Below are 14,015 nucleotides of genomic sequence, written 5' to 3'. Positions count from 1 at the left end.
ATCACGGGCGAAACAGTCTCACTTTAGCCCAGTTGGGGCATGGTCTAATAATTGCCAGCGATCCCCGTTTCCGAGAACTTCCAACGGTTGAAATGAACTTTTATAAGCCATTTTAGGCGAATTTTTGACCCAATATCCCAAATATAGGAATGGCAATCCTAATCGACGCGAACGTTCGATTTGATCCAACACCATAAACCGACCAAGGCTGCGACGATGCGCATCTGGATCAAAGAAACTATAGACCATGGAAATGCCATCTGGCAGCATGTCCGTTAAGGCCACGCCGATTAACGGTCCGTCGTCTTCGTCCAAATCAGTGCGCTCACGGTATTCGACGACCATCGATTGAACGGGCGTGTCTTCCAACATGAATTCATAGTCGATGTGAGACATTTCAGACATGCCACCATTCTGATGGCGTGTTTTCAAATATCGTTTGAACAATGCATATTGTTCTTGCGTCGCGATCGGTTCCACAGACGTGCCTACGATGTCGGTGTTTTTGCGCCAAATTCGGCGCTGATTGGCGTTGCGGTCAAACTCATCGACCAACACGCGTGCGGATTGGCAAGCATTGCAGCCTTCACATGCCGGGCGATAAGCAATGTTTTGACTGCGCCTAAAGCCATGCAGGCTCAACATGTCATGCAAGTCACCAGCCCGTTTGCCCGAAAGATGCGTGAACAGCTTTCTTTCGAATTTTGCAGGCAAATAGGGGCAGGGCGTTTCCGCCGTCAAATAAAACTGCAGATCTGACGGGCTATGCTCAGTCATCGGGTGTCTGCTTGCTGGTTTCCCAGCCGTCCTCATTGCTTCCTCTAGGCGAGTTTAGACCCCATAGTACCATGGCGCAACTATGCTAAATGTTATCCAAACCAAAAGGATAAGCGGCACACCAGCGATGAAATAGTGCTTAAAGCGATAATGTCCCGGCCCCATCACCAATAAGTTGGTTTGGTAGCCAATCGGGGACGCAAAAGACGCGTTTGCGCCAAGAATTACTGCGACAACAAAGGGCAGTGGGTCAACGCCTAAACTCTGTGCCGTCGAAATCGCAATTGGGGTGAACAAAACTGCTGTCGCGTTGTTGCTCAACACGTTCGTTAAAATCGCGACGATGATGAAGATTATTGCCATCACCAGCGACGGCGTGACATTGCCCAAACTGCCAACGGCCCAATCCGCAAGCAATTGGGCCCCTCCGGTGGCCTCAAGCGCGCCGGACATCGCAATTGCGGAGCCGACAAGCAATATGATCCGGCGGTCAATCGCACGTGTCGCTTGGCGCACGTTCAAACAGCCTGTCGCCAACATGCCGAACGCACCTGCGATTGCCGCAAATACAATCGGCACAAATCCTGTCGCGATGGCGACGACCGTGCCCAGAAATACCATTTGTGCTCTAAACGCAAAGCGGTGCGGACGTAGTTCAGAAGCGCTCCACTCAATCACGACAATGTCTTGCAAGCCGCGCATTTTGTTGATGCGATCAGCAGGACCGGCGATCAGCAAGACGTCACCAGCTTCCAGACGGATGTCAGACAACGATTCTCGAGGCATCCGACTGCGCCTTTCAACACCCAAAATCAAACATCCATGCTGGGCAAGAAAACCACGTTGATCGATACCATTATTGATAAGGCGAGAGCCCGGCTGCACCAGCGCTTCGCACATCACGACGCCATGATCGGAGGTTCCTTCGTCTGAGCCGGGTTTAAGCGGGGTATCAAATGCCCGCCATTCCTTAAGCGCATCTGTCAGCTTTTCCCGCGTGGCGGCGAGAATGAGCACATCACCTGTCCGCAGGGTGATGTCGTCAAACGGCGGCAAATAGCGCTCATAACCGCGAATGACGGTCCGCACGGTCATGGTAGTGATTTTTGGGAACATGCCTGCGACAGTTTTCTCCCCAATTAGCGGGTGCCCGTCATAGAGGCGAATTTCTGAAATGAACTGCAGATTGCGCTGTTGAACCTCTTGCCCGTCTGCATTTACGGCACTTGGCAACAGTTTGGGCATAATAAACAAAACATATAGGCCCCCCACGAATGCCATTACTGCGCCAGGCACGGTGAAAGCAAAGAAATCGAGCCCCTGGACCCCTGCGCCAACGGCAATGCCGGCCGCCAAAAGGTTAGTCGAAGAGCCGATAAGGGTCGTCATGCCGCCAAGAATGGAGATGAAACTGAGCGGCATCATGATTTTGGGTGTTGGCAATTTCCGCCGCGCGGCAACAGCCGTCAGTAGAGGAATAAACATCACAACAACCGGTGTGTTGTTGATGAATGCGCTGGCGATGCAGGCGATGATAAGTACAATCGGGATCACCCGCTGCGGATGACGAGGCCAAATCCGTTCGAACGTCTTCGTTAAGCCGCCAAGCGCATCGGTTTGAAACAAAGCTTGGCCAATAACCAGTAAGGCAAGGATAGTCAGCAACGAGGGATTGGAAAATCCAGACAGCAACTCTTCTGTTTGCAATCCAGAATCGGGGGCCAACAAGCCGATGGCCATCAGCAGAACAATTGCGCCAAGAGCAACCAATTCTAAAGAAACAAGTTCTGTTGCAAATAGGACGATTGCGATAGCAATCACCGCAAAACTTGCCCACATGGCTAAAGAATCAGCGCTTAAAATTTGTGCAACCATGCTCGACACATTGCCGCCTAGCTCGCCGAGCTCCAAGCGCAATTTAGCCGAAAACCACCAAAATCAACAATTTTGATGTCATTTACCGCTAATCGTCCCAGCGCACATTGCTAGATGCGGTGCCCGTTTCATCATATTGGCGAGCTTCATCCTGCCAGAAACGTTCCATTGGGGAGCGACGAACCATCAATGTGCCAACCACAAGGTCATGCAACATCTGACGGCGTTTGGTGAATAAAGGGATGAAGAAAACCAGAGGCGACAGGGATTGCGCAATCCAGCCAGCGATGGGGTGCAACACAGCTAATCCGCCGTCCAACGTGCGCGAACGGGTAGGTGTAAGCACGATGTCCATAACTTGCATGCCGACCGTTGCTCTAGCTGGGGAACCAAGTGTGATCACATAATAGGCAAACAGAATACCCGGCACCAAAATGATGTAGCCGAGCCATGCTATGCCGAAGGTTAGGACACCCAAAATGCCCAAAACAACCGATGAAACGGCAATCGCCGTGACCAAAATGACACTGTCGATCATGAACGCCAAAACCCTGCGCTTCAATACGCCCTCGAAAAGTTCGGGGGAGGTGTCAGGTGTGGGCAGGTCGTCTCTCATATTCAGTCCGAATGTATCTGTTGGCATTGCTCGTCTCCATCTATAACGAATAGATGGTTCAAAATTCATCGCGAACAAGTACTAACATGTCAATTGTCGGCGCAAAGTCATATTGCTGACAGGTTTGCGACGTGTTCAAGCTGCTATATCTTCACTACCACTAGCGCTCCAATAGCTGAGAAACAGAATGACAATTCAAGATCGAAGAACGGCACTCGGGTGGACCCAAGAACAACTTGCAGAACATGCTGGTGTTAGCATCCGCACGGTCCAGCGGGTGGAAAATGGGTCAAAGGCTACGCTTGAAACACTTAAATGTCTCGCCGCCACATTCAATGTTTCGGTCGCCGAGTTGACAAAGGAGCAAGACATGCAACCAAACCCACTCTCCGGTGAAGATCCCAAAGCCCAAGATCCATTGGAACAGCAGGCGTTGGATTATGTCGCGAGCCTGAAAATTTTCCACATGAATTGGATTACTGCGGCTGTGGTTATTCCATGCCTGATTTTGCTCAATTTCTATATCTCACCCGATGTCTGGTGGGTCTTTGCAGTCGTTGCTGGTTGGTCCCTTGCGATTGCGTTGCATGCATTGTTTGTGTTCGACACGTTCAATATGCTTGGTGCCGAATGGGAACAAAAGCAATTCAAAAAGCGTCTCGAACAGCTCAAACGCTAACCGAAGCAGGCTTTAGCCACTGAGCAATTCTGCCATATCCTTGGCGAAGTAGGTCAATATGCCCGAACATCCTGCGCGTTTGAAGGCGATCAAGCTTTCCACCATCGCTGCCTGTCGATCAATTGCACCGGCTTGGGCTGCAAATTCAATCTGCGCATATTCACCAGAAACCTGGTACGCAAAAACTGGAACCTCAAAACGGGTTTTGATTTCCCGCACGATATCTAGGTACGGCATGCCCGGTTTCACCATGATCCAATCTGCGGCTTCCAAAATATCTTGTTCAACTTCCCGCATCGCCTCTTCGCGATTAAAAGGTTCCAGCTGATAAGTCTTCTTGTCACCTTTGAGGCGAGAGCCTGAGCCAACAGCCTCGCGAAACGGACCATAGAATGCCGAAGCATATTTGGCGGCATAGGACAGGAGCATAGTATTTTGGTGCCCTTCGCTGTCCAACGCTTCACGAATTGCGCCAATGCGTCCATCCATCATATCGGACGGCGCAATAATATCAGCGCCCGCGCGCACTTGATTGAGCGACTGTTTTATCAGCACTTCGACGCTTTCATCGTTTAGAATGCGCTCGCCATCAAGTAGGCCGTCATGACCGTGAGTGGTGTACGGGTCCAACGCCACGTCAGCAATTAATCCAATCTCAGGGACCGCAGACTTGATTGCCGATAAGGCACGGCACATTAGATTGTCCGGATTGTAGCTTTCTGCGCCATTTTCAGTTCGTGCGCCAGCTGGTGTATTAGGAAACAGAGCAAGGGCAGGGACGCCAAGCGCAGATGCTTCCTTGGCGGCTTGAACTGCCAAGTCGATTGTAAGGCGGTCAACACCCGGCATAGATTTGACGGCCTGACGTTCATTATCGCCATCTATAACAAAGAGTGGCCAGATCAAATCGCTGGGTTGCACGCTTGTTTCGCGCACCATATCGCGGCTCCAACCAAATTGACGGGAGCGGCGCAGGCGGCGTCCGGCTAGAAAATCCATATTTACCCGCTCAAAATTCTCTGTCATATGCCACGTTTTCCCGATTTGGATACTTAATTGGAATCTTAAATTGCTTGACGCATTTGGAACTTAACTTGAAACAATGGTCCAGCAAAATTTACGCATTATTGCTGCGGCACCTTGCCACGAGCGGGTTGGTTTGGGTATGCAGCTATAAAAAGGAAACTAAAGTAATGGCATTTTCAGCCCGACGGATTCGCATAGTTGCACGCATTGTTGGCGGCGTCAGTCTTGCGGTCGGTCTCATAAATGCCTTCAGCGCTATGGGCGTTTCTGCAAATTCCCCAAGCCCTGTGGAGCAATTTGGTCAAGCAGCATTTGCTGTCCTGTCTGTGGTCGCATTGCTAAGGCTTTTCGCCGCAGTAGGGCTCTGGGCATACGCCACATGGGGTGCCTTTTTGCTGTTGTTTTCTTCCATGATCGAGATGTTCGTTATGACGTCGGGCCTCGTGAATATTATGCTTTCGCCTGTTGGGTTTGGGCTAAGTATCCTACTGTTTGCGTCCTCCATCGGACTTCTCATTTGGCGTTCTATCAACAAGATACAGCACGTAAACCACTTGTGAAGGTTAGGAAATCCTGAACGGGATTAAGAATTGAGAAAGCTAAAAATGCCAATTTTTTCAGTAAGATATTCTTAAGCCTGTATCTTAAACTGATCTTATCGCCCATTCGCTAATTTGCCCTCATAGACACGAAAAATCGTGCGACCAAAACAGTGAGGCAATTATGACAATCAATACTATGAAAGTGCAGGCACATTTGCCTGATGATGGGCCAAAATTAAAGCCCAGTTACCTAGAAGCAGTATCTCGCGTTGAGCGCCTTCATCGTCGTTTGCTCGATCTTGTTAAAGATGAGTTCGACCGTATGGGTTGGGATGACATTAATCCTGTCCAGGCAATTATGATGTTTAACATTGGCGATAGTGAACTAACAGCAGGTGAACTGCGTTCGCGCGGCTACTATCTGGGATCAAATGTTTCCTACAATCTGAAAAAGCTGGTTGATACAGGATATATCTTTCAAGAGCGTTCAAAGGCTGACCGTCGATCGGTTCGCATTCGCCTGACGCCGAAGGGCGAAGAAGTGGCTGAAGTGATTGACGAACTTTATGACCGTCACCTGAAGTCAATTTCCCAAGTCGGTGGATTATCTGAAACAGAATTTGAAGGCCTGAACACGGCGCTTGCGCGTCTTGAGCGCTTCTGGGTCGATCAAATCCTATATAAACTTTAAGAACGCGACACGAAATCTGTTTGGTTAAGCACGCGGCTGCGCCAGTTTCTTTTGTGGAGACATGGCGCGGCCCATCGCCGCCATTCAACTTCGTCGTTTTGTTGTAATTGTTTTTTCAGATTATCAGTTTGGCAATTCAATAAAACTGCAAACGACATATTGACGCCTTAAACACTCAATAGTTCAAACGATGTTAATCATCGGTTGAGGCTTTGTGATTGTAGTGGTAAACACGCCGCTATCGAATTGTAAGCCGTAGTTGGGGCATGTTGGGCATGGAAATTTTGAAACAAAACGCTGTAAAATTGTTTGCAGGTGCAATTTTTGCACTATCAATTGGTGTGTCACCTATGAGTGCACAAGACAGTGTTAGTTCTGCACAAGAGGCTATCGATACAATCGAGCCCGTCCTTTCCTACGACACCGCATATAATCTGCAACTCGCAATCCAAAAATATGAAGCAATCGCCGCAACCGGCGGTTGGCAAGAAGTCTCCCGCGGCTCCTATGGATTGAAGCTTGGTAAAAGCCAAGGCCATGTCCGTGGCATCCGCCGGCGTTTAATGGCGTCTGGCGATTTGGACCCAAGTTTGCGCCTATCTGACGAGTTTGACGAGGCTGTTGATGCAGCTGTGCGTCTGTTTCAGGCCCGTCACGGTTTGCGTCTAACAGGTGTTATCGATCAGGAAACGCTCATTACGATGAATGTTCCGGTGGAAGAAAAAATCAAACAGCTTCGATTGAATCAAGCACGTGTGCAGGACTTGGTACCTGCGCTGGAAGATCAATATATTGTTGTGAACATCCCAGCAGCATCCATTGAAGCCGTGTCAAATGGAACCGTCGAACGTCGGCACACAGCGATTGTGGGCCGAATTGACCGCCCAACACCAATTTTGAAGTCCAAAGTTCACCAAATCAACTTCAATCCCTATTGGCATGTTCCAAAGAGCATTATTCGTCGCGACATCATTAAATATATGAATGATGACCCGCAATATTTGGCCAATTTCCAGATCAAAATTTATGACGGCAATGGTGAAGAGCTTGAGCCGAGCCTTATCGATTGGAAAACGGAAGAAGCGGTTCAATATTCATTCCGTCAGGAACCCGGTGCCGAAAACTCCATGGGCCATGTGAAAATCAACTTTCACAACAAACATTCGGTATATCTGCATGACACGCCGCAAAAATCGCTTTTTGGCCAAAATCGTCGTTTCCATTCATCCGGTTGCGTTCGCGTAGAAGGCGTTGATCAACTCGTTTCTTGGTTGCTGCAAAGCAACGAGGAGTGGGACCAAAACGCGGTGGATGCCACATTTGCTTCCGGCGAGCGTCTAGACGTCTCCATCAAGAAGCCAGTGCCGATTATCACAACTTACATAACAGCTTGGGCAAATCGTGAAGGTGTAGTCTCATTCCGTGAAGACATCTATCAGTATGATGCGCAGGGCCGGGTTGCATTGGCAGACGATTAAGAGCTACAGATTCGATCATGAAAGAGCGTGACGTCACTCCAATTGGGACAGTTTATTTCGAGTTTGTTCAAATGGGTGGACAAGTGCGCGTCGCTGCCATTCACGAAAAAACGGGCACTGAAGTGATGGCAATTGCGCCAATTCAAGCAACACAACAGCATATGCGGCAGTTGGCGCTGGGCAAACTTAAGCGAAAGCTCGCTCAAGCGAATTCCTAACGCGAACCAATTGAACTTTAGGTGACTTGGTTTCCCCAATTCTCTATGATAAGCCGTCCTCACCGAAATAGGTCGTTATAATCGCGAGGATTTTCCATGACCAAAATTTTTCCAAATTTCTTTTCCGATTCGCTGGCAGATGTCGATCCAGATGTTGCGCGGGCAATTGATGCTGAACTTAAGCGTCAGCAAACTGAAATCGAACTAATTGCTTCTGAGAATATCGTCTCAAAAGCAGTTATTCAGGCGCAGGGCACGGTCCTGACCAACAAATATGCTGAAGGTTATCCCGGCAAACGCTATTATGGCGGCTGTCAGCATGTTGATGTGGTTGAAAACTTGGCCATTGAGCGTGCAAAACAACTGTTTGATTGCGAATACGCCAACGTACAGCCGAATTCTGGCTCCCAAGCCAACCAAGGCGTGTTCCAAGCGCTGATCCAGCCTGGAGACACCATTCTGGGCATGAGCCTTGATGCAGGCGGCCACTTGACCCACGGTGCGCGCCCAAACCAATCTGGTAAATGGTTTAACGCTGTCCATTACGGCGTGCGCAAGCAAGACGGTCTTTGCGACATGGACCAAGTGCGTGACTTGGCTAGGGAACATAAACCTAAGCTCATCATTGCCGGCTTTTCCGCTTATTCGCGGTTCCTAGATTTTGCTGCATTCCGTGAAATTGCAGACGAAGTAGGCGCCTATTTCATGGTGGATATGGCCCACGTTGCTGGCCTTGTGGCTGGCGGTAAATACCCAAGCCCGTTCCCACATGCACATGTTGCAACCACAACAACGCACAAAACGTTGCGTGGACCACGTGGCGGCATGATTTTGACGAACGATGAAGCCCTTGCCAAGAAGTTCAACTCAGCGATCTTCCCGGGCATCCAGGGTGGTCCGTTGATGCATGTTATCGCTGCAAAAGCAGTAGCTTTTGGCGAAGCTTTAACAGATGACTTTAAAGAGTATATCACCAAAGTTGTCGACAATGCGCAGAGCATGTCAGACGCGCTGGTTAAAGGCGGGCTGGATATTGCATCAGGCGGAACAGACAACCACTTGATGCTTGTTGATCTGCGTCCAAAGGGCGTTACCGGCAAGGCAACTGAGGCTGCGCTGGAACGTGCGCACATCACCTGCAACAAAAACGCTATTCCGTTTGATCCGGAAAAACCTTTTGTGACGTCAGGTATTCGCGTGGGCACGCCTGCTGCGACCTCACGTGGTTTCTGCACGGAAAGCTTTAAAACGGTTGGCGAGTTAATCGTTGAGGTTGTCGATGGGCTTTCCAAAAATGGCGAAGAGGGCAATGCAAGCGTTGAAGCTGGTGTACGTGAGCAAGTAAAACTGCTGACAGATTCGCACCCGATTTACGCAGATTAAGCCCCGGAGGCACCATGCGCTGCCCATATTGCGGAAATCATGACACGCAAGTTAAGGATTCTCGGCCTACCGAGGATTCCAACGCGATCCGTCGCCGTCGAGTTTGTTCGGCGTGCGGTGGGCGGTTCACCACGTTTGAACGGGTGCAATTGCGTGAATTGATTGTTAGCAAGAAATCTGGCCGCAAGGTGCCTTTTGATCGCGAAAAGCTCACACGATCAATCAAAACGGCGCTACGCAAACGCGAAGTCGACGCAGAAGCTGCAGACCGGATGATTTCTGGTGTAGTGCGTCGGCTTGAAAGTATTGGCGAAACTGAAATTACGTCCGAGCAAATTGGTCAACTCGTTATGGAAGGCCTCAAGGAGCTCGACGACGTCGCTTTTGTTCGGTTTGCCTCGGTCTACAAAAACTTCTCCAAGGCGGACGATTTCAAATCATTCCTGTCACAGCTTGATACAGGCAGCAGCGACGACGAGTGATCGCGTAACTATTCTATCTATTTGCCGGGTTCGAGAAGTTACCATCAAAACCAAGCTGATTGCTGTGCCCATTTCAGTTCGAAATGTGTTCTCTGCTGCGTCGCAATCAAGGTGTGGCGAGATAAACATTGAAATTGATCATCTAGCACGATATGCAGCCTGCTTGATTGCTATGCACAAAGCCCGCCAAGTCGCGGTTTAAGGACAACAATGTCAGATAAGCCGCATATTTTGCTTGTTGAGGCGCGTGACCACCCACATGTTTCAGATGAACTGGTCGCTGGGGCGACACAAGTCTTGGATGATGCAAGTGCGGAAGTCACCCGGGTGGGTGTGCCAAGCGTGCTTGAAATTCCAAGTGCGATCTCGATGGCGCTTATTGGTGCCGAAGTTGCCGACGCGGACATTTATGATGCCTATGTGCTGCTCGGCGCCATTGTACGTGATCCGACAGGCCAATACGATATCGTTGCCAGTGAAACTTCGCGGGCAATTATGAGCATGGTAACGTCTGAGGGGTTAGCCTTGGGCAATGGTATATTTGTCGCGGATAGTCTGGATCATGCGTCGACCTTTGCTAATCGGGTCGACATGAATAAAGGCGCTGAAGCCGCAAATGCGGCTCTTGCCATGATCGAAGTGAAAAAGAAGTTTGGATTGTAAGAGATGAGCGAAGACAAACAACAACGTTCGCCCGGACAGGCCAACCAGCGCGGTGCTGCGCGATTGGCAGCAGTGCAAGCGCTTTATCAAATGGATATTGGCCGAACCTCACTTGAGGCGACTTTGACGCAGTTTGATATGTTTTATTTGGGCAAGGAAGTTGAGGGGGAAGAATATCTTCCCGCAGATAAAGACTATTTCGGCCAAATTCTAAAGGGCGTCAAAGAACAACAGCTCAAGATTGATCCAATTATCGACAATTCACTGGTTGAAGGTTGGCCCGTCACTAGAATCGATAGTACACTTAGAGCGATCCTGCGTTCTGCAGCGTTTGAATTGCTTTTCAAAAAAGACGTTCCTGTACGTGTTGTCATCACCGAATATGTTGACGTTGCGCGTGCATTCTTCGAAAAAGACCAACCGGCCATGGTGAATGGTGTTTTGCACAATATTGCGCAGATCTTTCGACCAGACGAACTGAAATAGACGGAGCCTAAAAAGATGATCGAGCCCGAATTTGATAAACAAAAACATGCGGGCCGAAACATCGGGCTATTGGCTCTTACCCAGGCGGTTGGCGGCTCCAGTCAAGCGGTCATCATGGCAGTTGGCGCGCTTACCGCAGCAAATTTGGCGACGGACAAAAGTCTAGCCACACTCCCCACCACGGCCATGATTATTGGTCTGGCGCTTATGGCGGGACCGGCGACCAAGATTATTTATCGATTAGGGCGCAGAAACGGGTTCATGCTGGGTGCAGCCGTCAGCGCCATCGCGGGCGTTGCAGCCGCGTCTGCCGTGGCGTTTTCGTCCTTCATTCTGTTTGCACTGGCGCTCTCAATTGTCGGTATGGGCGCAGCTTTTACTCAACAATATCGCTTTGCAATTGCGGATAGTGTACCCGATGAGATGAAAGCGCGCGCTATCTCCTTGGTATTACTGGGCGGCGTTGCTGCCGGCTTTTTTGGGCCAAGACTTTCCTACATCGCTAAAGATTGGCTCGGTGGCGTCGAATTTGCAGGCTCGTTCTTGATTATTACGGTTTTATCCGTCGGCGCATTTGTTCTTTTGTCGCAGACAAAACTGGCACCAATCGTGAAACCGAAAGAAGGGGACGCAAAGGGCCGTTCCGCGATGGAATTGATAAAGGTGCCAGAGATCGCAATTCCTGTCGTTACCGGCATGGTTTCCTACGCACTGATGACATTTGTGATGGTTGCCGCGCCTTTGGCGATGGTTCACGTATGCGGACATTCTGCAGAAGAAGCGACCACGACAATTCAGTGGCATATTATCGCAATGTTCGCGCCAAGTTTGGTCACCGGCAACATAATTAATCGCATTGGCACCCACGCAACTGTTGGCATTGGCCTGATTTTGATTCTCATTTGCGCATTGATCAACTTGAACGGAATCACTGTTCTGCATTTTGACGCGGCTTTGATCATGCTTGGGGTAGGGTGGAACTTTGGCTTCATTGGCTCAACAACAATGTTGTCCCAAGCCTATCGTCCAGAAGAAGCATCCACCGCGCAGGGCCTGAATGAACCTCTTGTGTTTGGATCAATGGCCGTGGCCTCGATTAGCTCAGGCGTTTTACTAAATACACTGGGCTGGCAGTCAATTAACGTGATGGTATTGCCGGTGATCACAGCGGCTTTGGCACTGTTGGCTTGGGGCGATTATCGCCAACGCAAACTTCGCGCTCAATAAACAAAAAAAGGACGGGAAGATCTAAAACTGATCATCCCGCCCACATTTCAAATATGCGTTTAAAACTAGAAGCTTAGCGAGCCAAGCAGCTGTTGCAAGAACGAACGATCTTGGCCAAATCCAGGTGTTGTGCGTGATACGGTATCGACCACTTTTCCATCTTCCAGCTTATATACGGCTTTGTCGATGACGCGGTCTTTCTTATCGAAATAAACCGCCACAACAGTGCGGTCTTTGATATTCTTCATTCCGAAAGCGGTTTGTTCAACTTTGGTTTCCACATAATAATATGCTTCTTCCTCGCCAAATGTGTTCTTTGACTGAGGAGAGCCCATAACGAATTCAACCAATTGCTTGGAAACGCCAGGGCGAACCTGTGCTAAACTATCCTCTGGAATATCATAACCCTGGGTGCGTTGTTGGGTTAGACAGCCGGATAGCAATAGTGCTGCCGCCAAAACACTGACAACTGAAAAGAAGCGGATTGCAGTACGCATAACCATCATTTAATTGGCTTTCTCACAAAAACTCTATTAACAAGACAAATCGGCGCAACTAAAGACGCGCATTCCAAATCTGTTTAGCTGCCTAAGTCGTAACATGGCAAGTCACAGATAGAACTTAAAAATTCGACCTGCAGCGGAACCTACGACGAACCAATGATTTTCAATCCCTTTAGAAAAGACCCATATGCTGAAGCAGCGCTAGCTGCGTACAATATCATTGTGGCACAATCTCGGCACCCAGATTTCTATTTATCCTATGACATAGCTGACAGTGTGACCGGTCGATTCGATATGATCTGTTTACATATGTCGCTTGTTTTCCATCGGTTGCATAAAGGCGATGAGGAACAGCGCAAGTTTGCCCAATCTCTTTTTGACCTATTCTTCAAAGACATGGATCGCTCCTTGCGCGAAATGGGCGTTGGTGACATCACCGTGCCCAAGAAGGTCAAGAAAATGGGCGAGGTATTTTATGGCCTGTTGGGCGCTGTAAAGGGCGCGCTCGACGATAAGGACATAGACGGGTTGACCACTGCTTTAGACAGAAACCTATATAACGAAGAAAACCCAAAAAGTGCCGAAGAATTGGCAAAATACACAATCGGACAGGTTGGGTATTTGGCAGAGCAAACGGAATTTTTGCAAGGGTCGCTTAAGTTTTTGGCACCGAAGCAATCATTGGCCAGTTATCTGGCAAAGCAATAGATGACGAGCAATAAATGATGACCGACAAAAAAGACCAGCATCTTGAAGGCCTAACACTTCTTTTGGATATCGTGGCAAGGCTTGATGAAATATCTGTCGAAGGCCGAGCATACTCGTTTGATGCGGACGAAGAGACCCTCAATTGGCTTGCGCAAAATTCGCCAGCTTCTCAGGTTTCAAAGTTCGCTGGCCAAATTGAATTGCGACCTATTCGGGGTGGCTATGAGGCGAAAGGCAAACTAGTCGCATCATTGCAACAACCATGTGTGATAACCCTTGAACCGGTTGATGAGAATATCGACATTGAGATGAAACGCATCTTTTTGCGCGGCGAAGAGCCCGAACTGGATGTAACATCTAATGGCGAAGTCTTTATTGATCTGGAAGCAAGTGCGGATAATGAATGGTTTAACGAGGACACAATCGACTTAAGCGAATTCGTGTTTGAGCAGTTTTTGTTGGCGATCAATCCCTATCCCAAAAAGGACGGTGCGGCGCTGCCTGAGCTGGAAACTGACGAAGAACCATCAGAAAAATCGCCGTTTGCTGCCCTCGCGGCACTCAAGAAGTTAGATTAATCGGTCGACAAAGGTGCGAAAAAGCTTGTACGCGGCTTCTACATAGTTAAGCTGTCGAGCAGTTTTGCTAAAAACCAAAGCGA

Annotated in this window: 17 protein-coding genes; 12 read left to right on the top strand and 5 right to left on the bottom strand. The window is 49.1% G+C overall.

The window, feature by feature from the left end; all coding sequences use genetic code 11:
• Positions 1-18: 18 nt before the first annotated feature.
• The 3 genes from AC2D8L_RS05765 to AC2D8L_RS05755 all read right to left on the bottom strand — a co-directional run bounded on the left by AC2D8L_RS05765 (position 19) and on the right by AC2D8L_RS05755 (position 3,295).
• The gene (locus AC2D8L_RS05765) at positions 19-777 is read right to left on the bottom strand and encodes an arginyltransferase (RefSeq protein WP_484684481.1); all 759 of its coding nucleotides are present in this window, start codon (positions 775-777) and stop codon (positions 19-21) included.
• A gap of 54 nt (positions 778-831) precedes the next feature.
• Entirely contained in the window at positions 832-2,652 is a 1,821-nt protein-coding gene (locus tag AC2D8L_RS05760; RefSeq protein ID WP_484684480.1) for an SLC13 family permease, read from the bottom strand.
• An 88-nt stretch (positions 2,653-2,740) separates the two neighbouring features.
• Entirely contained in the window at positions 2,741-3,295 is a 555-nt protein-coding gene (locus AC2D8L_RS05755; protein WP_484684479.1) for an RDD family protein, read from the bottom strand.
• 160 nt (positions 3,296-3,455) lie between these two features.
• On the opposite strand from AC2D8L_RS05755, the gene AC2D8L_RS05750 reads away from it, so the two are divergent.
• Positions 3,456-3,947, top strand: a complete 492-nt coding sequence (locus AC2D8L_RS05750; protein WP_484684478.1) for a 2TM domain-containing protein — start codon at positions 3,456-3,458, stop codon at positions 3,945-3,947.
• A gap of 12 nt (positions 3,948-3,959) precedes the next feature.
• Here AC2D8L_RS05750 and hemB read toward each other — a convergent pair whose 3' ends face one another.
• Entirely contained in the window at positions 3,960-4,973 is a 1,014-nt protein-coding gene (hemB, locus tag AC2D8L_RS05745) for a porphobilinogen synthase (protein WP_484684477.1), read from the bottom strand.
• Between the two features lie 167 nt (positions 4,974-5,140).
• On the opposite strand from hemB, the gene AC2D8L_RS05740 reads away from it, so the two are divergent.
• From AC2D8L_RS05740 to AC2D8L_RS05700, 9 genes are all read left to right on the top strand, one after another.
• A complete protein-coding gene (locus AC2D8L_RS05740) occupies positions 5,141-5,533 on the top strand; it encodes a DUF6163 family protein (RefSeq protein ID WP_484684476.1) in 393 nt (130 codons plus the stop codon).
• A gap of 163 nt (positions 5,534-5,696) precedes the next feature.
• The gene (gene ldtR, locus AC2D8L_RS05735; RefSeq protein WP_484684475.1) at positions 5,697-6,206 is read left to right on the top strand and encodes a transcriptional regulator LdtR; all 510 of its coding nucleotides are present in this window, start codon (positions 5,697-5,699) and stop codon (positions 6,204-6,206) included.
• 275 nt (positions 6,207-6,481) lie between these two features.
• A complete protein-coding gene (locus AC2D8L_RS05730; protein ID WP_484684474.1) occupies positions 6,482-7,684 on the top strand; it encodes a L,D-transpeptidase family protein in 1,203 nt (400 codons plus the stop codon).
• A gap of 17 nt (positions 7,685-7,701) precedes the next feature.
• On the top strand, positions 7,702-7,902 hold the full coding sequence (locus AC2D8L_RS05725) for a DUF6898 family protein (RefSeq protein ID WP_484684473.1): 201 nt from the start codon (positions 7,702-7,704) through the stop codon (positions 7,900-7,902).
• A gap of 96 nt (positions 7,903-7,998) precedes the next feature.
• Positions 7,999-9,285: a serine hydroxymethyltransferase gene (gene glyA, locus AC2D8L_RS05720; protein ID WP_484684472.1), complete on the top strand. Its 1,287-nt coding sequence runs from the start codon at positions 7,999-8,001 to the stop codon at positions 9,283-9,285.
• A 14-nt stretch (positions 9,286-9,299) separates the two neighbouring features.
• Positions 9,300-9,767, top strand: coding sequence for a transcriptional regulator NrdR (nrdR, locus tag AC2D8L_RS05715; protein WP_484684471.1), 468 nt, complete (start codon positions 9,300-9,302; stop codon positions 9,765-9,767).
• 210 nt (positions 9,768-9,977) lie between these two features.
• A complete protein-coding gene (locus tag AC2D8L_RS05710; protein WP_484684470.1) occupies positions 9,978-10,430 on the top strand; it encodes a 6,7-dimethyl-8-ribityllumazine synthase in 453 nt (150 codons plus the stop codon).
• Between the two features lie 3 nt (positions 10,431-10,433).
• Positions 10,434-10,916, top strand: a complete 483-nt coding sequence (gene nusB, locus AC2D8L_RS05705) for a transcription antitermination factor NusB (RefSeq protein WP_484684469.1) — start codon at positions 10,434-10,436, stop codon at positions 10,914-10,916.
• Between the two features lie 15 nt (positions 10,917-10,931).
• Positions 10,932-12,143 (top strand): MFS transporter, encoded by a 1,212-nt coding sequence (locus AC2D8L_RS05700; protein WP_484684468.1) that lies wholly within the window; start codon positions 10,932-10,934, stop codon positions 12,141-12,143.
• A 65-nt stretch (positions 12,144-12,208) separates the two neighbouring features.
• Here the strand turns inward: AC2D8L_RS05700 and AC2D8L_RS05695 are convergent, their stop codons facing one another.
• Positions 12,209-12,646, bottom strand: coding sequence for an outer membrane protein assembly factor BamE (locus AC2D8L_RS05695; RefSeq protein ID WP_484684467.1), 438 nt, complete (start codon positions 12,644-12,646; stop codon positions 12,209-12,211).
• A gap of 156 nt (positions 12,647-12,802) precedes the next feature.
• Here AC2D8L_RS05695 and AC2D8L_RS05690 point away from each other — a divergent pair, with 156 nt between their 5' ends.
• Together AC2D8L_RS05690 and AC2D8L_RS05685 are read left to right on the top strand one after the other, a co-directional pair.
• Complete coding sequence (locus AC2D8L_RS05690) at positions 12,803-13,354, top strand: ubiquinol-cytochrome C chaperone family protein (RefSeq protein ID WP_484684466.1); 552 nt, start codon at positions 12,803-12,805, stop codon at positions 13,352-13,354.
• 14 nt (positions 13,355-13,368) lie between these two features.
• Positions 13,369-13,932, top strand: coding sequence for a YceD family protein (locus AC2D8L_RS05685; RefSeq protein WP_484684465.1), 564 nt, complete (start codon positions 13,369-13,371; stop codon positions 13,930-13,932).
• Positions 13,933-14,015 lie beyond the last annotated feature (83 nt).

This window comes from Maritalea sp. YIW29, assembly GCF_057219265.1.
The sequence above is the reverse complement of the archived record's forward strand: the minus strand, read 5'-3'. Positions and strand labels throughout refer to the sequence as shown.